Here is a 22,992-nt window from a genome sequence, read left to right as displayed (position 1 = left end):
TAAACTACATTTATTGAATCAGATCAACAGCCATCTGTGGTACAAATGCATCAACGCCGTTATACACGATCACACCGTCCAGCATAGTTTTCTTACCATTCACAAGAGCAATGTTTTTGTAGATTTGCAGTTCCAGCTTCGTGCTACCTTTTGTTACGAGGATTTTAGGATTCTTCGCATCCGTCAGATCCAGCTTGTACGTTGCACCTTTAGCAGTAAATGCTTGCTTCGCAGGAACAAATAGCTGTTTGCTTACGCTGTCCAGATCAAGGTTAAGCACACGAGCCATGTACTTCGCTACATCGGTGTTATCGATCACGCCAAACGGACGGTCATTGTTTGGAGCATACGTATAGAGAACCACATCTCCACCCGTGTGACCACCAGTAGTCCAGCCGATTCCGGCACGTTTACTGATCATTGGTCCAACGACATAGTTAAGGCTGCCCGGCTTCGCTTCTTTGATTGCTTTCACTTCTTCTGAAGTCAGGTCAGAGATGCCATAGTATTGCTTCATCACAGCTTTGATGTTTGTGCGCTGAGCATTCAGCTTCGCCTCAACACCTTCACCTGTCAGCTTGGCCTTTTTCAAAGGGCCGATAAATGTGGACAATGGCTCTTCGTCGTACGTACCCGAAGTTGCATTATTACCAATGGTAAGTCCGCCATTACCGTGGTCTGTTACTGCAACAACGACGGTTTCTTGATTGGACTTCGCGAAGTCCATAGCCGTTTTGACTGCATCGTCAAAGGCAAGGACATCACTAATGATACCGATTGGATCATTGGCATGTGCTGCCCAGTCTACTTTACTACCTTCAACCATGAGGAAGAAGCCATCTTCATCTTTGGAAAGAACATCAATTGCTTTAGAAGTCATTTCTGCAAGGCTTGGTTGTTTGGCTGGATCACGATCCATATTATAAGACATACCTGCAGGTGCAAACATACCCCACAGCTTGTTCGAGTTAGATGCTTTCATTGCTTCAGGCGTAGTTACATAATCATATCCCAGCGCTTTAATGGATGAGACGAGATTCTCGCCATCTTTACGACCAGCAGGCTCAAGATAGCGGCTACCGCCACCGAGTACAACGTCCATACCATTGTAAACTTGTTGTTTGCTCAGAGCGTCGTAGTTTTTGCGGTCTGGATAATGTGCCGAGAAGTCAGCTGGCGTAGCATGCATAATCTCAGAAGTAGAGATGATTCCTGTTGCTTTACCCGCAAGTCGGGATGCTTCAAGAATGGAGGCTATCGGCTTCTTGGCATCACCTGGTGCAATTGCTTTCTGTCCAGGCATGGTCGCTTTATCTGGCAGGACGCCAACGTAACCCGTGTGAGATTTGTAGCCTGTTGCAAAAGCTGTTCCTGCTGGCGCCGAGTCCGCAATCGGCGCATCCGCGGAGTGAGTACGTACCAGGCCACTTGCCATAGAATCCAGTGTAAGAGATGAACCCTTGTACCAGCGAGCAAGAGCGGTAGCGTCATTAGCCATTCCGTCCGGGATCAGGATAATCACATTTTTGATTGGGGATGCACTGGACGTGCTATCCTCCACAGCCCAAGCGGCACTGCTTCCACCCAGGGTAGCGGTTACAATCGTAGTCACCGCGAGCATCATTTTTGCTGCACGAGCGTTAAAGCGAGTTAACATGAACACAGCCTCCTATAAGATATGTATAGTTTGGTATCCAGAACCAAGTGTAATCAATGAATGATAAATGAGCGTTACCTGTAGATTAACTAAATGTAAATTTTACGATTATGAGTAAGTGAAACTAGCTGCATCTATGATTAATAGAAAGCGGATATCTACTACTTCATATTGCATTCTTGTTGCTCTCCTTCTGTGAATGAATCACTGATTGCTTACAGTTTACATAGCAAGCCCAGTTCGGTATGATTTTTATATTAAAAGTACAAGGCTGTACTATTCTATAATGAATTGAAATTTAACAGAGTGTGAACAAGGGGTGTGGGAATGTATCGGATTGGGGTCGTTGGTCCAAAGTTGTCTATTGAGCGAACCATGCAAGCTCTGCAAGGACAGCAATTAGAAGCTAATTATGAATTGTATCCATATGAACATGCGAGAGAAACCGTAGATATTATTCGTCGGAATCGTGAGAATGTTCACGGATGGGTGTTTACCGGCCCAATTCCATATTTGACAGCGCAGACGGTTCTTCATAAGAAAGAGCATGTTATTTATTGCCCGCCTACTGGCGCGAGTCTCTACAAGGCGATCCTCCAAGCGGTGTATTCATTGGATACGAATATAAAGGAAATGTCCATTGATATGCCGGATAACGAGAGTTGGGGAATGATGGACAGTCTTGAGGAACTGAACTTTACCGAGAATCAATTACGTAAATACGTATTTTCAATAGATTACGATGTGCAAGAAATGGTTGAGTTTCATGTAAAACATTGGCAAGAAGGGCGCACCAAAGCGGCAATTACTTGCTTATATGCGGTTTATGAGGAATTGTTGGAACGTGGAGTTCCCGTCTTCAAGATCAATTCGACCAAGCTGGAAACGATCCAAGCTGTGCGGATGTTAGTGGAGCAGATTCGTAGCTCTGCGTTCAAGGATAGTCAGATTGGCGTACTGATGATTGAGATTGATCGCCTGCATGAAGCTGGTAAACACAGCACAGAACGTTATCAGCTACAACATATGGAACTGAAGATCAAAAGCCTATTGCTTCACCATTGCGAGCGTATTGATGGATCCCTTCATCAGGATGGTACAGGGAGATACCTTATGTACGGTTCACGAGGTGGGATGGCTCGCAATATGGATTCGCTCTTTGCTACCATGCAGCAATTGGAGCTGGATACAGATCTTCCCTCTTTTGCTGGTATTGGATTTGGAGAGACGGCTTTTGATGCGGAGCGTCACGCTCGTAAAGCGATACAATATGCTAAGGATGACGAGGCAGGACAGATCATCATTTATGAGACCGATGGGACGATTGTCGAAATGGCTGGTGAGGACCAGGCATTGTCCTACGAGACATATTCCAGTGATGTTGAATTACTCGAGCAATTAAACAAAGCAGGCGTTAGTATTCGCACATTTCAGAAAATAAAGGCTTATATGCGTCGAATAGGTAAAGAAGAATTTACAGCTAGTGAGTTAGCTTCTGGACTATCAATGACCGTCAGACACGTACAACGAATTATGGGGAGTCTGACTGCATTTTCTTTAGCGGAAATTGCAGGAAGTGAGCTAAATACGCGTAGAGGAAGACCTAGTAACCGTTATCGCCTTATACGTTAGATATGTGAACCCATGATGAAAGAAACGAACCGATATGATATCTTATGTCTCATGTCCATGTACAGTGGACACGGCGATAACGGATACAGATCGGTTTTTTGTTGCTTGTTGTTAAAATACATAACATAAGTATTGAGTTTTTAGTCGACTTAATTATATAATGTCCTGAAAATACGACATTTTCGTTAAATGTACGTTAAACTGCGCGAAGGAATACGTTCTTTATCGGACGATTCCGTTTATTCAGAGGCAGTTTCATCACAGTCAGGGGGTATTATGCATGGTGAGAGCGGACAGGCAGGAGAACGCAGGGCTTTTTGGTTGGGTAGAGAAAGTGGGGAACAAGCTTCCCAATCCATTTTTGTTGTTTATCTATCTCATTGTCGCATTGATGGTTGCTACACTGGTGTTGTCATTATTTAATGCCACAGCACATAATCCAATCGACGGTGAAAAGGTGCATGTGAAAAACCTGCTGAGTCGAGAGGGAATTCAATGGTTATTGCCAAATGTGGTCAAAAACTTCGCTGATTTCAAACCACTAGCTTCCATTCTCGCACTGGTGCTCGGTATTGGTTTGGCTGAGAAAGTAGGACTCCTTGAAGCGGTTATGCGTAAAATGGCTGTTCGGGTTCCAGCGCGTTATGCCAGTTATCTGGTTATCTTTATTGCCTTTTTCAGCCATGTGTCTTCGGACGCTGCGCTAGTGATTATGCCTCCACTCGGAGCATTGATATTCCTTGCGGTGGGCAGACATCCAGTTGCTGGTCTGATCGCTGCTATTGCAGGAGTGGGAGCAGGTTTTACTGCCAATATGCTGATTGTGACGACCGATGTTCTTTTGTCAGGAATCAGTACAGAGATCGCTGCTTCCGTTGATCCTAATGTTGGAGTAACGGTATTGGATAACTGGTACTTTATGTCCGCTTCGGTTATTGTGTTGACGCTTGTTGCAGGGTTTATGACTGACAAATTCCTGGAACCCCGCCTCGGAAAATATGAAGGAGAACGGGTCTACAAGCTGGAGGCCCCAACGCCAGAAGAGAATAAGGCATTGCGAGCAGCTGGAATTGCTGCAATACTTTTCATCGCGGTGATGGCGTTTCTTGTTATTCCTACAAATGCTGTGCTCCGCAATCCAGAAACAGGGGGCGTTATGGGTTCTCCTTTTCTGGCAGGGATCGTACCTGTCATTTTACTGTTCTTCTTCACCGTAGCACTGACTTACGGCATTAAATTGAAGGTGATTCAAAATCAGAATGATCTGCCGAAGCTACTCATTGAACCGATCAAGACAATGGCGGGTTTTATCGTAATGGTGTTTCCGCTATCTCAATTTGTAGCCATGTTTAACTGGAGCAATATGGGGAAATTTCTGGCACTGACGATTACTGATCTGTTGGAGAAAACAGGAATTAACGGTATCCCTGTTGTCATTGGACTGGTCTTCCTATCGGCTCTTCTGACAATGTTTATCGCGAGCGGATCGGCAATCTGGTCGATTCTAGCTCCGGTGTTTATCCCTATGATGATGCTGCTTGGATTCCATCCAGCATTTACACAGGTTATTTTTCGAGTATCCGATTCAGTCGTTATTCCTTTGGCTCCGGTATCACCGTTTGTACCCCTGTTCGTTGGATTTCTTCAGGAATATCGCAAGGACGCGAAGCTTGGAACATATTACTCATTGATTTTGCCTTATTCAATCGTGTTTTTCTCAGTTTGGGTCATTATGGTTGTTCTGTGGTATGTCTTCAATCTGCCACTTGGGCCAGGGGTTAACGCTAGACTGTAAACATTAACAGTTTAAATAACAGCAGTAGAATGTAGAACGGAAGTTTAACATGGTTGAGTAGAACATTGGGAATAAGAGGTTACAGCCATCATATCTAGTTTTAATGTGAGAGGAGAACCGAAATATGATAGATATTATTGCGTTACGAAGAGATTTGCATCAACATCCTGAGCTAGGATTTACGGAGTTTCGGACAGCGACTAAAGTGGTGCAGATGCTGACCGAGATGGGATATCAGGTCATGTATGGCAGAGATGCGATTGACGAGGATTCACGGCGTGGTTTACCCAAACTGGAAGTGTTGGAGGATGCCTATCAGCGTGCGCTCCGTGAAGGGGCAGATCCAGACATTGTGCAGCAGATGCGAGGCGGATTTACAGCTGTTGTTGCAGAACTTCAAGGTGACCAGGAGGGGCCTACAACTGCTTTTCGTTTTGATATGGATGCATTACCGATTTGGGAGTGTGAACTGGATCGCCACCTGCCACAAAAGGGACAGTTCCGTTCAGCCCATGAAGGGATTATGCACGCTTGTGCTCATGATGGACACACATCAATTGGGCTCGCACTCGCAGAACGTCTTAGTGATCGAAAGTTCGCGGGCAAAGTAAGATTGTTATTTCAACCTGCGGAAGAAGGCGTGCGCGGAGCATATGCCATGGTGAAAAAAGGAATGCTCGAAGGCGTGGATCGTCTGTTCTGTATGCATCTCGGTACCGATGTGCCTTCGGGTCACATAAAAGGCTCATCTGCCGGATTCTTGGCAACAACGAAGCTAGAAGCTCATTTCACAGGAGTATCTTCTCATGCCGGTGCATCCCCAGAGGAGGGGCGTAATGCACTGCTCGGAGCATCCACGGCTCTGCTTAATATTCATGCGCTCCCCCGCTTCAGCTCTGCTGACACTAGAGTTAATGTTGGCATACTAGAAGGGGGGACGGGAGCCAATATTATTGCTGAGCAGGCTCGGATGGTCATTGAGACCCGTTCAACCAGTGAAGAGACAAACCTTGAACTGGAACGCCGTGTACGGCAGATCATTGAGCATAGTGCGGCGATGCATGAACTGAGTGCTAGTGTGGAGACAATCGGTGGAGCTATTCCTATTCGTTGTGATCTTGAACTGGCTGAGCTTGCGGTTCGGGAAGCGAAAGGCATTCCTGGCTTTACCGATGCAGAGACGGTTGCGAATGGTAGTGCGCTGGGCAGCGAGGACGCAAGCTACATGATTCGGCGTGTGCAGGAACAAGGGGGAAAAGCTACGTACATGATCGTCGGTAGTGATCTGCCAGCTTCTCATCATCACCCCGAATTTGACATCGATGAAGCGGTTCTCTCGCCGGCGGTTACATTGTTAGAGAGGTTGGCGCGAACACGCTGATCAATCTTATATTGAATAGCTAGGTGAGTATGTCTGAATTGAAGAATTACTCATATAAACGAAGAACCACTCATCTACTTAGGGGTGGCTTTTCGTTTATAGTATAGAGTCATCACCCGTTATTTTCCAACTAGCTAAATAGGTTTAATAAATATTATCATTTGTGAAAAAAAGATATTGCGAACGCTTACATTATGTGCTAACATCACCATAACAACAGGATTGTAACCAACTCCGGGCAATACCTGTTATGTTTTTGAATACGCTTACTATTTATGTTTTATTGAATGACCTCATATTCTCAGGGTTGTTACTGAAGACAGGCAAAACCTGAATTGAGGGCAGAAGACACGCTGTAGCGACGTCTGTTTGCCTTCGATTCAGGTTTTTTTTATACAGATAAACGCCTGGTTGGTATTGTCTTCGCTTGAAACGCCGTAGCAGAATCATAACCGGAAGGGGGACATTTTCGGTTCACAGACAGAGATTTAGGATGATCTTGGTTTGGAATACTATGGATATCCGTAATGAGGTGCCATCGTAGATTCCATCACACACTATCTGACAGCGAGGAGATTTACGACATGAAAAAAATCAAACGATCCATCGCGGTAGCAACCGTTCTAGGTTTATGTTTATCAGCAATGCCTGCCTATGCAGCCGGAACTTCAACTCCAGCTTCCAATGCAGCGATCGATAAGCTGATCTCATCCCAATTAATTAAAGGCAATGGTCAAGGGGTTAGCGCAGCGTATCTGAACAAAAAAGCAACACGTATTCAGGCTGCTGTTCTGTACTTGCGTTTGACTGGATTGGAAAAAGAGGCACTTGCCTATACCGGCACAGATACGTATGAAGATGCGGCATCAGCTGGGAAATTCCTACAGCCTGTTGTTGGGTATCTTAAGCAGCACCCTTATCTGGGGATCGCTGACGGAGCGAACGTATTTAAACCCAATGCGACACTTACGTCTGAAGACTATGCAACACTGTTATTAAAGACACTCGGTTATGAAGCTGGCACAGATTATAAGGAAGGTGAGGCAGTATCCTTTGCGGCATCGAAAGGAATCAATGCACTCCAAGGTGGCAAGGGTCCACTCTCGAATCGCCAAATGGCTGAGGCAACAGCGCAGGCCTTGCAAGTGCAACTCAAAGATGGGAGCGGCACACTTGAACAGCGCTGGCTGAAGCACCAGCAGGATCAAGGTTTTACGCCACAAACACTTCAACAGACGAAATATGGCTCCATTGATGGCAAGAGTTATGAGCAGTACGGAACACTTGGCTGGCTGGGTGTACCTTATGCAGCACCACCTGTAGGAGAGCTGCGCTGGAAAGCGCCAGTCGAACCGAAGGCATGGACGGGGACACGTGAAGCGAAGGAATTCGCTGCCAACAGCTTGCAACTGTCTGGGCAAAATACGGTAGGCAGTGAAGATTCACTCTATTTGAATATTTGGAGACCCGATACAACGAGTTCCAAACTTCCGGTAATGGTATTCCTGCACGGCGGCGGGAACATGACTGGATCAGGCAAGGACTTCCAAGGTGAACAACTTGCACGCAATACAAACAGCATTATTATTTCGGTGAACTATCGTTTAGGTGCGCTTGGTTTCTTCAAGAATGAAGCGTTGGAGACAGGTAATGCTCTGGATGATTCTGGCAACTATGGACTACTTGATGGGCTCCGTGCATTGGAGTGGGTACAGGATAATATTGAAGGCTTCGGTGGTGACACGGATAACGTAACGCTGGCAGGTCAGTCTGCAGGAGCGAGGGACGTGCTGGCTACGCTCATCTCACCACTCGGAAAAGGACTATTCCAAAAAGCCGTTGCATTCAGTGGTGGATTAACGACTTCATCGCCAGAAGAAGGTGAGCAAAAGTCGGAAAGTGCTCTGGAGAAATTGCTAGTTGAGGAAGGCAAAGCAACTACCCCTGAGGAAGCAAAAGCGTGGATTGCGAAGCAGTCTAAGGAACAGCTAGCTACGTATCTACGTGAATTGCCTGCGGACAAGCTGGTTAAGGTGTTTGGTGGCACGGCAATCCGAATGGAGCCATTCCCGCACCTGTTCCGTGATGGCGCAGTCATTCCAAAAGAGGGCTTCTCAGCTCTGGAGCAAGGCAACTACACTAAAGTTCCAGTATTACTGGGTAGTCTGGATACCGAATTCGCGGCATTTGCCTTCGGTGATCCGAACTTCTCCCCATCCATTAACGATGGAACATTGTTCACAGATGCAACCAAAGCGGAACAATATGCTGCGGCTATTCAATACGGTAGTGAAGCGTATGCCGGCTTTAACGCAGAGCGGGTAGCCGAGCAACTGACAAATGTTGCAGGCCAGCCTTCCGTTTATGCATATCGGTTTGCATGGGGCACACAGCCTGGTGTAATTTCGGAACGTTTGCAGACATTGCTTGGTGCTCCTCACGGTGCAGATATGGACTTCTATACAGGGCATGCAGCTGGTATAGCTGCGTACTTCCCAGAAGGATACTTCAGTGAGGTGAACCAACCAGGTCGTGACCAGCTGTCCACAGCTATGGCGGCATATCTGAAACAGTTCTTGTATACAGGGCACCCTGGGGATGGCGGATCTGCGAATCTCGCAGAATGGACACCTTGGACGAAGGATGCAGCGACACCAATTATGCGTCTAGATGCAAGCAATACCAAGGCCGAGATTGGCATGTCTTCACAGTACTATCAAGGCAAAGAAGCAGTTATGGCGAAAATGAAAAAAGAATTGCCCGAAGAGACATACAAGCTGCTGACGGAAAAAGTATTCGCAGGCCGTTTCTTCTGGGAATAAAACGATTTTAAGTGTGTGCGACTGAACTATAAAATGTAGCAAAAGGGACAAGAGGGTTAATCTCTTGTCCTTTTTTGTTGTCTTTAACAATTTCAATATGTAGCATCGTTGAAAAGTTACTAATGTTAATAGGATTAAGACTTTTCGCTTGTAGCCAGCATCAAGGTATAAATCTGGCGAGTCGTATTGACGTTGCGAACGGTCATTTGTTTGTAGACAGACGATCCTGCCAGCTTATTCATTCCACTTTTGGTGGCATCCTCGCGACTTACGCTGTACAGTAAGGCACCTGAAACATAGATTAACGTGCCAATGCCAGATTTGAGGGGCAGCTTGTCCAGAATAGACACGTCATTGATCTCATCCCAGAGGAACATAACATCACTCTTCGCTTGATCGTCATTGCTCCATTTCTCCGGCAGTGCAGTAATAACGGTCTGCATTTCATGGATATTTCGCACCACAACTCGGATCTGCAAGCCAAAGTCCGTCGCAATAGCTTCCTGCAGAATGTGTGCTAGCTCTGTACTGGCATTCTCCGGCTCTGGCTCATAAGCAAAGATAATGTTGCCTGAGTTGATATAGGTCACAACCTGTTGCATACCAGCCTGCTCAAATGTTTCCTTGAGCTGCTTCATGTTAATTTTATTATTTCCACCAACATTGATACCTCGCAGCAACGCAACATAGATCATATCCATATCTCCATTTCTATAATGATTCAACTATTCTTGTAACGATAGATAAGCGATTAAATGAGTGACGTAGTCTTCTTCTTCGAGCACTTCGCGCAATAGAGGTAGGACATGTTCCAGGTATTCAGGTTTGGTCTCATACGTTTCCTCGTCCTTGACTTCTCCTTCGTAAACTCGCGCAGCTTCAATGAGAATGGAAAATGCATGGAAAAAGTCCGCCAATGACCTCGCGATTGGCTGAGGCTCTCCACCTGCAAATGCCGCATACACAGGCGATTGTGGTACTTGTGTATCCACAATAAGAGGATCATCATTCAGGTTGGCAATAACCACATGCTGTGGCTTCCAGTCTGGCGATTGCTGATAAGGCTCTTCCATACCAATCCAGCGGTAACCTAACTGCTGACGATAGAGATGCTCAGGTGCAACAAAAAACAGGAGGGCAGCGTCACCAATCTCTACAGCAGCGTTTTTCATTTTAAGAGTGCCCTCAGCCTTAGCATCCACCATCTCATAGTTGGAGTAAAAGTACATCAATTCGGGCGAGAGCGGAATTCGCTCATCGATAACAGGTGATTGCGGGTTGGCGAGAGGGCGTATATCATGGTCTTTGAATAGTCCATAGGCTTCATTGTATACATTCTGTTGCTCGATAAAACGGATTAACGCTGTATTTAGTTCCTTCATAGTCTTCTAATCCTCCTAATCAGACGATGGACGGCACTACTTTTACTTGTGCTCGACGTGTGTTTCCTTCATTCATTGGTGTTCTGTAGCTAAGGTTTAGTTTACATGAAAATATAGGAAGGTGGCATTTATTTTCGAATCGGGATTTTAAAGAACTGGAGCAACTGGGATTCGAGGTAGAATGGCTTAGACCAAGGGTAGGATAGCGTAGAAAAGATAAGGACGAATCTAGGTCTATATGACCTGTTTCATACTGAATGCGTTTACAAGTAAGCGTAATCATGCTATAATTCCACTCAGTTAAAGGATTGTTACTGCTTTCGCAGGCAAAACCTAAATATCGATATGTGTAGGCACTGCCCTACCCATGTTGATGTTTGGGTTTTTTTGCTTTATATGGCTCATATTAAGCACAGAGATCGAACAGGATAATCCGAACACACATCACCACGAGTACGGGAAGGGAGAGTAAGCATGAACAAGAAAACGGGATTTAGCATGCTGGCTGCACTCTTGGCTTGCATGCTCATTATGAGTGGTTGTACATCTACAACGCCACAAGCATCGGATAATCAAGGGAATCAAGCAACAGAGCAGGAAGGTAACCAACCTGAGCAGGTAACGGACAACGAGAAACAGAAGGCAAGAACGGTGATTACGACGGATGGAGAAGTGGATGATATGAACTCTGTCATTCGTTATCTCTATTATGCCAATGAGATGGATCTAGCCGGGATCGTGCTAACAAGCTCAGTTTATCACTATGCTGGTGATAAGGAGGCAGGTATTGAACCCTTCCGCTGGACTGGAACCCAGTGGCTCTATGATATGCTGGATGCTTACGAGGAGATATATCCTAACTTGAGCACACATGCAGATGGTTATCCTAAACCTGAGGAGATTCGGGCGATGACCAAAATTGGCAATATCTCTGATAAAGGTGAGATGGAGAAGGAAACAGAAGGTTCAGAATTTCTAAAAACACTGTTTCTCGATGACGACTCAAGGGATTTAGTTGTACAGACCTGGGGAGGAATGAACACAACTGCTCGGGCACTGAAATCCATTGAAGAACAATATAAGGATACTGCTGATTGGGCTAATATTCAGAAAAAGGTCAGTGACAAGTTGCTGCTCTATATCATCCTGGACCAGGATGACAGCTACAACGAATATATTGCGAAGAACTGGCCGGATATTCGTATTTTGAACGATCAGTCGAACTTCTGGCATTTTGCCTATGCATGGAAGATGCATGCCGAAGAAGTAAACAGCAAGCTGCGCGGGGATTGGATGAGCAAGAACCTTCTCAACGGACATGGCAAGCTGATGGATATGTACGCTACGATGGGTGACGGCAAAATGATTGAAGGCGAATTAGCAGAGGAGCAACGCGGTAGCGCTGAATACCTCAAGAACAATCCGCAATATGATCAATATGATTTTATTTCCGAAGGAGATTCCCCATCTTTCTTCTATTTAATTGATAACGGTCTTCGCAGTATGGAAGATCCATCGTATGGTGGCTGGGGTGGACGCTTTGGCGTCGTTAACGATAAGCTTTACCGCAATAATGTATTGGACTACGATCCGTACTCCAAACGGTATGAAGCCGAATATTCTCTCATGAGATGGTTTGATGACATTCAGAATGATTTTGCAGCCCGTGCAGACTGGGGTGTAACAGATCGATATGAGGATGCCAATCATAACCCAACGCTCACCATTAAGGAAGGATTGGATCTGACTGCTGCGCCAGGCGAAGAATTAACGCTACACGCTGTAGGACAAGACCCGGATGGCGATCAGCTGACATATACATGGTGGAGATATTTCGAAGCTGACACCTATCAGGAATCCGAGGAGCAGGAAGGCAAGGCAACACCAGAGATGGCTGGAGATCTACAGCTTGGATTACAGCGCCCATTGGCCAAGGATGAGAAGCTCGATGAGCTTGAACTGCAAGGGAAGGATACAGATGCGGTAACGTTCAAGGTGCCTGAGGATGCCAAATCTGGTGACACTCTTCACATCATCGCAGAGGTACAAGATGACGGTGAGCATAACTTGAAGCATTACCAACGTGTCATTGTAACAGTGCAATAAACCATTCGAATGGATTGAACCTTATTTATGCAGATGAATTCGTCCAGATGAAGAAGCAAGCCCTGATCTTAATGATCAGGGCTTTTTTTTAAGAAATGCTTTTAAATATACTACGAAATTCAACTGTTCTAATGAACACGAACTGCTACTTGCGCTGTATGCCTGACCAAAATACATTCCAAGCGATAGCGAGTGCCTGCTCATACGACTGACGTGTCTCATACACGAGCTGAACGTCAAGTCCATCCATTAGGGTAACGAAGGCAACCGTTGCTTCTTCTGGACTTAGACGAATATCTGTGTCCTGCACGGTGGCAAAGGTAGCCGACAATTCTTCCTTCAGCGTGCCAAGATAGGTTCGATACTGAGCTAATACAAAATCGTGAACCTCCAGTGGCGTGATAAAGGAGAGAATGTACATAAAAGCTACATTGGGATGGGTCAAAAAGCGGTTTTTGTGCTCTAACAAAAAAGAATGCAGCTGTTGCTCTAACGGAAGTGTGCTTGATTCGCTAAAAAATTGACGCACAAATTGCTGCTCCTCCTGCACGACCTCTTCATAGATCTCCAGCAGCAACGCTTTCTTCGTTGCATAATGGTACGCAAGTGACTGCTTACGAATGCCAGCCTCCTCTGCAATCTGAGCCATTTTGGTTCCTTCATACCCATAACGGTTAAAGTGCTGAATCGCAATTTCTTTAATACGTTGTTTACTCAATGTGTACCTCCAATGGACGGTTCTTGATGCTCTTTTGTTTAGAGCTGTAGATCAGATACAGCAAAATATACACCACAAAAATGCCTATGGATATAGCATACACCATTGTATAAGAAAATGCAGAGGCAACGACCCCTAATACTAGTGAACCCCCGCCAATACCTAGGTCGAAGAAATTAAAGAAAGAGGCCATCGCATTTTCATGCTCATGTTCTTCCACAAGATTAACACACCAAGTCTGAATTGCCGGGAATATCGCCCCAAAGCCGAAACCATATAACGCAGCGGCGATGAGGAATTGAATTTCGTTTTGGGCGACGATCAGAATCAATAGTCCAGCGATAGCAAATCCGGCAGCAGGCAACAATACAGAACCAGGTCCGAGCTGGTCAAACATTTTACCAGAGAACAGCCGAACAACAAAGCTCGCGATCGCTACGATAAAGAAAAACCATGCAATATTGGTAAAGCCCCTCTCGTTAGCAAACAGGGCAACAAAGGACATAATTGCGCCAGCGGCAATACCAACCAGCATAATGAGAAGGGAAGGGAAAAGAACCTTTTTCTCAATCAATTTCACTGTAGCCGGAGGTGCAGTCTGAGCTTCAGTTTCAAATGCCTGTTTAGGTTTGCGCGATACAAATACAGCCATGAGTAGTGCAAGCAATAAGATACACATGCCACCCATGAACAGGCTTTGATAGCTGGATTGCAGCAGTAGCGTCGTACCGATAAGAGGACCAATGGATACCGCTACGGTCTCGCCGACGCCAAAGTATCCCATCCCCTCACCGCGACGTGTTTTGGGGATATTTTCGGTTGCAATCGTTGCGAAATAAGTTGTTGCTAAGCCAAAACCGAAGCCGTGGATCACTCGAAATACAAGAATCATGCCTATACCTGACGATAGGTAGTATGCTCCTGTCATTAGTGCACAGATGGCGATACCGATAATTAACCAATATTTCTTATCCATCCATGTGGCAAGCACAGCGGTAAAGGGGCGAACTAGAATTGCAGAGAACATGAAAATCCCTGTCACGAGTCCAATCTGTGATGCTTCTCCCCCAAGGGTTGAAACGAATAGGGGCAAGGTGGGGAGAAGCATTTCAAAGGCCATAAATAACAATGCATTGGCTAGCATAATGAAAATAAACGATCTTCCCCATAACTTTTGTGTGGCTGTTCCTGCTGTTAATGTACTCATAATCTTCCTCCGTATGATGTTCTATGCGATGAAGCATGTTGGGATGATTTTATCTGACGACGGTCAGTTTTTAAAGGGTGAGTTGACATGTGTTTTCTATCATTTGAATATTTTACACATGAAAAATTAATATTTTTTAGCCATATTCCAACATTTTCCGATATAATAATGGAATAAAATCAAGGTGTAGACTACTACCTCAGAGAGGTGATTTTGATGAATGTTGACGTCCTCGAACGCAACAATGTGAAGGTACTTGGTACAGGAAGTCAAACGATTGTATTTGCCCACGGCTTTGGATGTGATCAGGATATGTGGCGTTACATCGTGCCTAGTTTTGTGGATAACTACCGTGTGGTATTGTTCGATTATGTAGGCTCAGGGCAATCTCAAATTAATTATTATGATGCTGGAAAATATAATAATCTTCATGGCTATGCGCAGGATGTATTGGAGATTATGGAAACGCTAGATATACGAGATAGTATTTTTGTAGGGCATTCTGTTAGCAGCATGATTGGTATGCTTGCTTCCATTCATGAAACGAAATACTTTGAACGAATGGTTATGCTGGGGCCTTCCCCGCGTTATGTGAATGATCTTCCGAATTATTACGGTGGATTTGACAAACGGGACATTGATGAGTTACTTGAAATGATGCAGTTGAATTTTATCGGCTGGGCTAGTTATCTCGCACCAATTGTGATGCAGAATCCGGATCGGAAAGAGCTAACAGAAGAACTGGAAAAAAGCTTCTGCTCCAGAGATCCGCATATTGCACGACAATTTGCTGAAGTGACCTTTTTCTCGGATTGCCGTGTCAATCTGGAACAAGCCTCGGTTCCATCTCTAATTCTCCAATGCTCGGATGATAGTATAGCTCCAGTTGAGGTTGGAGATTATCTGCACGCTCATCTGAAGAACAGCCGATTACAACAGATGACGGCGAAGGGGCACTATCCTCATCTAAGTCAACCTGAGGAAACGAGTCGTTTGATCAAAGACTACTTGGCAAGCGTTTAATATGAACGAAAGGCAGTTGTTACATGGATATCCAACTAGACCAGGCTCCTTGCGGATACTTCTCTATCTCGGATTCAGGTATTGTGCGATCAGTAAACCAGACATTGCTAAATATGCTTAAGGTAGAGCGTAGCGAATTGCTGGGGAGACATATTGAGTCGACTATGTCGGTAACGAACAAATTGTTTTTTCATACGTATTTCTATCCTTATATTCAGCTCTACGGGCATGTGGATGAAATGTATTTTTCTTTTCGCACCAGTGACCAGCAAGATGTTCCGGTTCTCCTGAACGGTGTTCGGCAGACGCGTGATGGAGAGAGCGTGGTGGACTGTGTTGTCGTTGTCATGCGCAAACGGATTGAGCATGAGAAGGATATTTTGCAGACCAAAACCAAGCTGCAGGAATTATACCAGGCGACACAAGAAGCCAACAAAGAGCTTGAACGTTTACACGAGGAATACGAGGTAAAGCAACAAGCACTACTTAAAGTAAATGACCAATTAGAAGCGATGGCATCCACAGATCCATTAACGGGTCTCAAAAATCGGAGGTTCTTCCAGAATAGCTTGCTGGCAAGCTTGATTCTGTTAGAGCAACAGCAACGCCATTTCTCTCTGTTAGTGATCGATATTGATCATTTCAAAAGTATAAACGATACCTATGGGCATCCAATCGGTGACCTGGTACTGGGAAATCTGGCTGGGTTGTTGCAATCCATGTCACGCAGTAGTGATGTGGTCGCAAGATATGGCGGGGAAGAATTTGTTATCATCCTAGCAGATTGTGATCATGACCAAGCCATGGAGGCTGCAGAGCAATATCGTTCTGAAGTTGCTTCATCCGACTGGGGTCAATATAACATTACTGTAAGTATCGGTGCTGCTACAGCGGTACAAGGGGATACAGACACCTCTGTATTCCAGCGGGCAGATCAGGCACTCTATGCTTCCAAAACAGCAGGTCGAAACCGCGTTACCCATGCAGATCATTTATAAATGGTTGTTGATAATAAGAGCCTGTGGGTTAATCGCGGGCTCTTGTTGTTTTATTTATAAAGAGACGAAAATGACGTGCACAGGTAATTGAATCTCGAATTCGGAAGAGAAGGGGCATGTTCCAGCATGAATGAAATTTTGAAGGTCGATAAACAGTATACCTCGTATCTAGTTCGGGCCATTGATGCCGTAAGAGCGTCGGATCTGACGAGACATTGGAATGTAGATATTACGCGTTATCACATTCAGTTATCTCTAGAGAAGGATACAAGGGAGTATGGCAAGCCCTATTATTCCGTATGGTTCTATCCCCATGAGATTACTCCGGATAATTGGATGGATGGTAGCTGGGAGGAAATGGACTTATGTGTGCATTTAGATTGTGAATGTGGTGAAGTGTTGAGAGTACACGGTGGTAGAAATTGAAATTTAAATTAAATTGAAATAGATCAATGAACAAACAAGAAACGAATGAAAAGGTATATGGTTGCATCAAAAAAATTGAACGTATTAAGGAGGAGTATCACGATGCAGAAATTATCGGTACATGAACTACTGGATCTGGAGAACGATGCATGGCCTGAACTCAAGCAGCTATTGGAGGAAGGCAGCAATACGTATACCGTTATTCCAGTACAACGGAGTAAGGGCGAAGAGGCGATCTATGGTCTCCAAGTGAGCACAAGATCTTATCTTGGTGCCATAGCCTATGAAACAGGAGGTATTCTGGTGGATCATGGCTGGATTACCTTGCTTGGCGCTGAGACCGAACAGATCGTGGGAAGTCTGACAAGTTGGAATGGGCTCTCAGATCGCCCCGCTCTAGAGGCACTCGAAGGGATGCTGGTCGTTGCATATGATGTCGCTGGCGGATTCTTTGCAATGGATGCCGGGAAATTCGAAGGAAGCGGTCACATATACTATTTCGCACCAGATACGTTGGAATGGGAATCGACGGAACTTACGTACTCTGAATTTATGAACTGGTTAGCGCATGGAGATCTGGAGCAGTTCTATCAGACATTTCGCTGGCAGGATTGGCAGAACGATATGAGCCAGCTACAGCAAGGACAGGTGTTTGCTTATTATCCACCCCTTTGGACCAAGGAAGGTGGAGGTCAGACAAGTCAAAAAACACCCGTTGCGATCACGGAAGCCTGGAAAATAGCGCGGGGTGAAAGATAATCCATGCAAGGCTAGCAAATGCGATGCTGAAAGGTGTGGAGAGATATGAATATAGCTGACATTACTAATATACAGAATCATTACGGCGTTGTATTCCCACAGGAATATTTGGATTTTCAGCAGACGAACAGCGGTAGTTCCTTCAATCTGTTGGATAGCGGAGAGGTATTAGATTGGCAGATTCGCTTCTCTGTATTGGATGACCAGTTCATCACGAATAACATTCAGATGGTAGACGAGGTGAATCCTGATCCGAAGCGTATTATCCCAATCGCATGGAGTGTCAGTAGTGGCAATAACTATTTACTGGATTATCGTAAACATTCAGCGAGCCCGGCTATTTTAATTATGGAGCATGAAGAAGCTATCGTGTGGGAAGATGCCGAGAGTGAGACAGATACACCGGAGGAAGCTCAGCGGTTAATGGAGGGAAATGTGAGAGAGATTGCCGACAGCTTTGCGTCGTTTCTGGCAAAGCTGAAGGTAGATCAAGCTCTCTAAAGAGGTTTCCTGTTGTTTACCCTAGGAGTTGTTCGACAGAAATGCAGGAGATGTGGGGCGGGATGCCCGATGGTGGAAGATTACAAGCACCAGCGAAACAACAGCAACGATCAACAGACATCCATAGACATAATGGTAAGCCTGTTCAACTGTAACGTGTGGAATTTTATGGAGCAACAAACCACAAGCTGCAACAGATACCGAGCCGCCGAAGAACTGAACAAGCTGTAACAGACCCATGCCTGAACCAATCTGCGATTTGGGCAGGATACGTGATGCTTCGTTATTGAGTGATGACATGGACGCCGAAATTGCAGGAGAGAAAAATAAATAACCTGCTGTAATAACAAATGCCGATTGATGCAATCCAAGCATAAATAACGTAAGCACAGCGGCAAGCAATACATGTCCGATGATCAGAAAGCGCATATTTCCGTATTGATCAATCCAGCGTCCTATATATCTAGCCATAAATGCAGCGACAATCGCTCCAGGCGCGATAAGCAGACCGATTGCCAGGGAAGAACGTGCGAACAGGTCAGCGAGCACAAGGGGCATGAGGAACAGATTGCCTAAGTTAACCACCAACACACAAAAGCCAATCATGACTAATCGTGTGTAGCCTGGAGCCTTAAAAACCTGTGGATTAATAAACGACAGCTTCGCTCTGCGAATATATAGAATGTGCACCACAAGAGACAGGATGCCTACCGTAAACCATAAGAGCGACTGCTGAGTGATCGCGACCAACAATGTTACTGCGTTCAGTGTCGTGAGAATGGCACCCGTTGTATCAAAAGGCTGATCCGTCTTGGTCGTTTCATTTGGCAGGAAATAGAGCAGTACGGGTAGCGCAATTAACACGAGAACGGTAATCGCAAAGAGCCCGTTCCAGCCCCAATATTCACTGATTAATCCACCGACGATTGGGCCAAGACCAAAGGCCATAGCACTACCGGAGGAGATTAGAGCAATGGCAGCTCCTCTTCGCTCCAGTGGAATGTAACGACTTGCGATGACGAGTCCTAAGCCGGCCATAACTCCTGCTCCAGCAGATTGCAGAATCCGAGTGAGCAATAACACGGCGAAGCTATGAGCAAATAGACCGAGTAAGGAAGACAGCCCTAGAATGAGCAGCCCAATGGTTAACAGCTTACGTACCGGAATCCGATCCGACAATCGGCTGTAGATTACCGTAGATAAAGCGTATCCGATGGAGTAGCTGGAAATGACCCAGGAACCTAAGTCAGACGTAATTTGCAGATCATGAATAATGATAGGTAGTGATACGTTAAACATCGTGGTATTCATCACCACAATGAATAGGCAGCATGTCCACAGTGGCATGACAATATGATCTTTCATGTAATCCTTCCTGTCTATATGTTCAATATGGAACGATAAGTTGCTTGTACATTCATGCAGTCATATGCGTTCGTTGTAACATTTTACGTTAGTGTATTGAATATGGCAATAATGTCATACGCGTTCGTATGAACTTAATCTAATTGAGTAAATTCGTAGACAGATAGCGGGCTAAATATTGTATTGTATAAAAATGACAGGCTCCCTTCGACGGAAGGGAGCCTGTGTTCGGTTAAGCGACGCTTGTAGCTTTACCTCGATTACGAATCCATTTGAATAGATCCATTAGAATGACTGCGGCAAGAGCAAGCCCGCCGGCAATGAGGAATTCATACCAGCCAAACGCATCTGGGATAGCGAAGATGCCGCGCACACCTGGAATCAACGTGATTCCATACAGACATAGGCACACAAAGATGGAGCCAAGTACCCATTTGTTCGTTGTGAAACCTACTTGAAAAATAGTCTGCGTATTAGAACGTGCCGCAAACGTCTGTAAACTACGTGCTAGAATCAGTGTTGTAAAGGCCATCGCCACACTGATCTCCTCAGAGATACCCAGCCCAATATACTGGGATATAATGACGGCAACCCCGATCAGAATCCCACGTGTAATAACAGCCTGTAGTGTTCCACCGGCAAAGATACCTTCATTGATATCGCGTGGTTTCCGTCGCATCACATCAGGTTCGGCTTTTTCGGTGCCTAACGCAATGGCAGGTAGAGAGTCATTGACCAGGTTGATGAAGAGCAGTTGCAGAGCAGTGAATGGATTGACCCAACCGACCACCAGTGCAAACAGGATCGCGATAATGGCACCTAGGTTACCAGCAAACAGGTACGCAATCGCTTTTTTGATATTATCAAATACCATCCGTCCCACACTCACCGCATTCACGATGGATACAAAATTATCATCCGTCAAAATCATGGCTGCGGCGTCTTTGGCCACATCGGTTCCGCTTCCCATCGCAACACCGATATCGGCCTGCTTCAAGGCAGGGGCATCGTTGACCCCGTCTCCGGTCATTGCAGCAATTTTGCCTTTACGCTGCCATGCACGTACAATGCGAATTTTGTTTTCCGGCGATACCCTCGCATATACCGAAATTTGCTCTAACTTTTGATCTAGCTCCTCATCGGACATTTTGTCTAGTTCGCTGCCTGTAATAGCTATATCATCTGGCTTAGCAAGCCCGATATCGATACCGATGGCTTGAGCGGTTGTTTTATGGTCACCCGTAATCATAATCGTACGGATACCCGCCTTTTTGGACTCTTCGATAGAGCTATATACCGCTTCACGGGGCGGGTCAATCATAGCCGTTAGACCGACAAGGATCAGATCATGTTCATCCTCAGTAGTAACTTGCTTTTTATCATCAAACCTCTTGTAGGCATATGCCAAAACCCGGAATGCACGTTTGGAAAAGGCTTCGTTTTTCTCTTCAAATTGTGTACGAATCTCTGGTGTCAACGGCTGAACTTCGCCATGAATAAACACATGAGTACAGCGGCTGAACAGAACATCAGGGCCACCTTTGGTCAATAGAGCAGTCTGTCCTTCAAACGTATGCACGGTGCTCATCAATTTACGATCTGAATCGAAAGGAAGCTCGGCTTCACGTGGAAACTGATCACGAATTTCGTTGTAGTCCTTGTTTACTCGGTTACTAAAAGCAATGAGCGCAACCTCTGTCGGATCACCGAGTTCCTTCCCTTCCTGATTAATGTTAGAGTCATTGCAGAGCACGGCAATATGTAATAAACGACGCTCCTCTTCAGACCACTCTTTTGGGTCATCCGGGAACTCTTCTTTCGTACCGTGCGGAATATAATAATCCACGACTGTCATTTTATTTTGGGTGAGGGTTCCTGTCTTGTCTGTGCAGATGATGCTAGCTGACCCAAGTGCTTCTACCGCAGGCAGACGACGGATGATGGCATGTTGTTTAGCCATTTTATTTGTTCCGAGCGATAGAACGATTGTTACGATGGAGGATAACGCTTCAGGGATCGCTGCAACAGCTACCGCAACAGCAAACATTAGGGCATTGATAATGGATGGGCCAATGTTCTCCGTACCTTCCGTTAACCAGACCCGTCCTGCTTCAATGGCAAAGATCAGAATGGATAGGCCAAGAATGAAGAAGCCTAGTTTTTTGCTAAAAGCCTCTAATTTACGCTGCAATGGTGTTTCCTTAGCTTCAGCATTCTGGATGAGTTCAGCGATTTTGCCGATTTCCGTTTGAAGTGCGGTACCTGTTACGACAAAGGTTCCTCGACCATACACGACGAGTGATCCACTGAATGCCATATTACGCCGGTCTCCAATGGGCGCCTCTTCTGCGATAGCATCGGCATGTTTCTCCGCAGCTTCGGATTCACCTGTTAGCATGCCTTCATTGATTTTCAGACTTCCCGATTCCAAAATGCGACCATCTGCGGGTACATAATCCCCAGCATCAAGCAGAACGATATCACCCGGGACTAGCTCTCTAGCTTGAATTGTCCTTTTCTGACCATCACGAATGACCTTGGCTTCTGGTGCTGACATTTGCCGTAAGGCATCAAGAGAGCTCTCTGCCTTCTTCGTCTGCACGACACTAATAACGGCATTCAGCAGGATGACCAGAAATATAATGAGTGATTCAATCAGATGCCCGAGCACAATCTGTACCGCAGCAGCGATGAGCAGGACAATAACCATGGGATCTTTAAAATTCTCAATAAACAGCTTCCACACAGGTGTGGCGTCTTTTCCTTTTATCTCATTGTATCCAACGTTTTCGAGTCTTTGGGTTGCTTCAGAGGTCGTGAGTCCGTTCAGTGAACTCTGTACCTCATTAAGTGTCTCCTCTGTACTGTGTCTATAATGTTCCAATGGACCAGCTCCTTGCGTATGGATTTCTCTGTTTATATAACCCTGTAGAATGAATAGAATCAGTGAATCCCATCCCAATTTCAGATATTTGTAGAACACTTTGTAGAACATGACGTGGCTAGAAAAACGAAACGCGTTTAGATTTTTTTAAAGCCTGCCTTAACGTATAATTTCCGATGGGATTCAATCTCATTCGCTTGGTTAGCATTACGCATTCTAAATGCATGGGGTTGCACTTATTTAGCAATGTTATTCCATTAAAAGTTACAGAAGTTGGAAGATTATAGAACTGTGTTTTTAATCACACTTGCACCTTGAAGTCTCTGCTAGGCTTGT

At 45.3% G+C, this 22,992-nt stretch carries 17 protein-coding genes; 10 read left to right on the top strand and 7 right to left on the bottom strand.

The features are described from left to right. Positions 1 to 10: 10 nt before the first annotated feature. On the bottom strand, positions 11 to 1,657 hold the full coding sequence (locus V6W81_RS21465) for an alkaline phosphatase (protein ID WP_430700907.1): 1,647 nt from the start codon (positions 1,655 to 1,657) through the stop codon (positions 11 to 13). 327 nt (positions 1,658 to 1,984) lie between these two features. Here V6W81_RS21465 and V6W81_RS21460 point away from each other — a divergent pair, with 327 nt between their 5' ends. The 4 genes from V6W81_RS21460 to V6W81_RS21445 all read left to right on the top strand — a co-directional run bounded on the left by V6W81_RS21460 (position 1,985) and on the right by V6W81_RS21445 (position 9,287). Beyond that, the gene (locus V6W81_RS21460; protein ID WP_338540319.1) at positions 1,985 to 3,289 is read left to right on the top strand and encodes a hypothetical protein; all 1,305 of its coding nucleotides are present in this window, start codon (positions 1,985 to 1,987) and stop codon (positions 3,287 to 3,289) included. A gap of 280 nt (positions 3,290 to 3,569) precedes the next feature. Next, on the top strand, positions 3,570 to 5,084 hold the full coding sequence (locus V6W81_RS21455) for an AbgT family transporter (RefSeq protein WP_338540318.1): 1,515 nt from the start codon (positions 3,570 to 3,572) through the stop codon (positions 5,082 to 5,084). Positions 5,085 to 5,208: 124 nt separating this feature from the next. After that, the gene (locus V6W81_RS21450) at positions 5,209 to 6,465 is read left to right on the top strand and encodes an amidohydrolase (protein ID WP_338540317.1); all 1,257 of its coding nucleotides are present in this window, start codon (positions 5,209 to 5,211) and stop codon (positions 6,463 to 6,465) included. Positions 6,466 to 7,049: 584 nt separating this feature from the next. After that, complete coding sequence (locus V6W81_RS21445; RefSeq protein WP_338540316.1) at positions 7,050 to 9,287, top strand: carboxylesterase/lipase family protein; 2,238 nt, start codon at positions 7,050 to 7,052, stop codon at positions 9,285 to 9,287. A 134-nt stretch (positions 9,288 to 9,421) separates the two neighbouring features. Here the strand turns inward: V6W81_RS21445 and V6W81_RS21440 are convergent, their stop codons facing one another. Beyond that, on the bottom strand, positions 9,422 to 9,982 hold the full coding sequence (locus V6W81_RS21440) for a DUF1697 domain-containing protein (RefSeq protein ID WP_338540315.1): 561 nt from the start codon (positions 9,980 to 9,982) through the stop codon (positions 9,422 to 9,424). Positions 9,983 to 10,012: 30 nt separating this feature from the next. Further along, positions 10,013 to 10,669 (bottom strand): hypothetical protein, encoded by a 657-nt coding sequence (locus tag V6W81_RS21435; protein ID WP_338540314.1) that lies wholly within the window; start codon positions 10,667 to 10,669, stop codon positions 10,013 to 10,015. Positions 10,670 to 11,143: 474 nt separating this feature from the next. Here V6W81_RS21435 and V6W81_RS21430 point away from each other — a divergent pair, with 474 nt between their 5' ends. Continuing rightward, complete coding sequence (locus V6W81_RS21430) at positions 11,144 to 12,775, top strand: DUF1593 domain-containing protein (protein WP_338540313.1); 1,632 nt, start codon at positions 11,144 to 11,146, stop codon at positions 12,773 to 12,775. Between the two features lie 145 nt (positions 12,776 to 12,920). Here V6W81_RS21430 and V6W81_RS21425 read toward each other — a convergent pair whose 3' ends face one another. Both V6W81_RS21425 and V6W81_RS21420 read right to left on the bottom strand, forming a co-directional pair. Then, the gene (locus tag V6W81_RS21425; RefSeq protein ID WP_338540312.1) at positions 12,921 to 13,493 is read right to left on the bottom strand and encodes a TetR/AcrR family transcriptional regulator; all 573 of its coding nucleotides are present in this window, start codon (positions 13,491 to 13,493) and stop codon (positions 12,921 to 12,923) included. Next, entirely contained in the window at positions 13,486 to 14,700 is a 1,215-nt protein-coding gene (locus tag V6W81_RS21420) for an MFS transporter (RefSeq protein WP_338540311.1), read from the bottom strand. Before V6W81_RS21420 ends, V6W81_RS21425 begins: the two co-directional genes overlap by 8 nt. Before the next feature lie 216 nt (positions 14,701 to 14,916). On the opposite strand from V6W81_RS21420, the gene V6W81_RS21415 reads away from it, so the two are divergent. The 5 genes from V6W81_RS21415 (at position 14,917) to V6W81_RS21395 (ending at position 18,407) form a co-directional block, all read left to right on the top strand. Next, positions 14,917 to 15,723 (top strand): alpha/beta fold hydrolase, encoded by an 807-nt coding sequence (locus tag V6W81_RS21415; RefSeq protein ID WP_338540310.1) that lies wholly within the window; start codon positions 14,917 to 14,919, stop codon positions 15,721 to 15,723. Between the two features lie 23 nt (positions 15,724 to 15,746). Next, positions 15,747 to 16,721, top strand: coding sequence for a sensor domain-containing diguanylate cyclase (locus V6W81_RS21410; RefSeq protein ID WP_338540309.1), 975 nt, complete (start codon positions 15,747 to 15,749; stop codon positions 16,719 to 16,721). Between the two features lie 126 nt (positions 16,722 to 16,847). Further along, entirely contained in the window at positions 16,848 to 17,147 is a 300-nt protein-coding gene (locus tag V6W81_RS21405; protein WP_338540308.1) for a hypothetical protein, read from the top strand. 102 nt (positions 17,148 to 17,249) lie between these two features. Next, the gene (locus tag V6W81_RS21400; RefSeq protein ID WP_338540307.1) at positions 17,250 to 17,906 is read left to right on the top strand and encodes a DUF2625 family protein; all 657 of its coding nucleotides are present in this window, start codon (positions 17,250 to 17,252) and stop codon (positions 17,904 to 17,906) included. Between the two features lie 45 nt (positions 17,907 to 17,951). After that, positions 17,952 to 18,407 carry an SMI1/KNR4 family protein gene (locus tag V6W81_RS21395; protein WP_338540306.1) on the top strand — a complete coding sequence of 152 codons (456 nt, stop codon included), beginning with the start codon at positions 17,952 to 17,954 and terminating at the stop codon, positions 18,405 to 18,407. Positions 18,408 to 18,428: 21 nt separating this feature from the next. On the opposite strand, the gene V6W81_RS21390 is transcribed toward V6W81_RS21395, so the two are convergent. Further along, positions 18,429 to 19,772 carry an MFS transporter gene (locus tag V6W81_RS21390; RefSeq protein ID WP_338540305.1) on the bottom strand — a complete coding sequence of 448 codons (1,344 nt, stop codon included), beginning with the start codon at positions 19,770 to 19,772 and terminating at the stop codon, positions 18,429 to 18,431. Positions 19,773 to 20,004: 232 nt separating this feature from the next. Then, on the bottom strand, positions 20,005 to 22,656 hold the full coding sequence (locus V6W81_RS21385) for a cation-translocating P-type ATPase (protein ID WP_338540304.1): 2,652 nt from the start codon (positions 22,654 to 22,656) through the stop codon (positions 20,005 to 20,007). Positions 22,657 to 22,992: the final 336 nt, after the last annotated feature.

The organism is Paenibacillus tundrae (assembly GCF_036884255.1).
Lineage (GTDB): Bacteria > Bacillota > Bacilli > Paenibacillales > Paenibacillaceae > Paenibacillus.
Note: the sequence above shows the minus strand (reverse complement) of the source record. Positions and strands in the feature narration are given on the sequence as shown.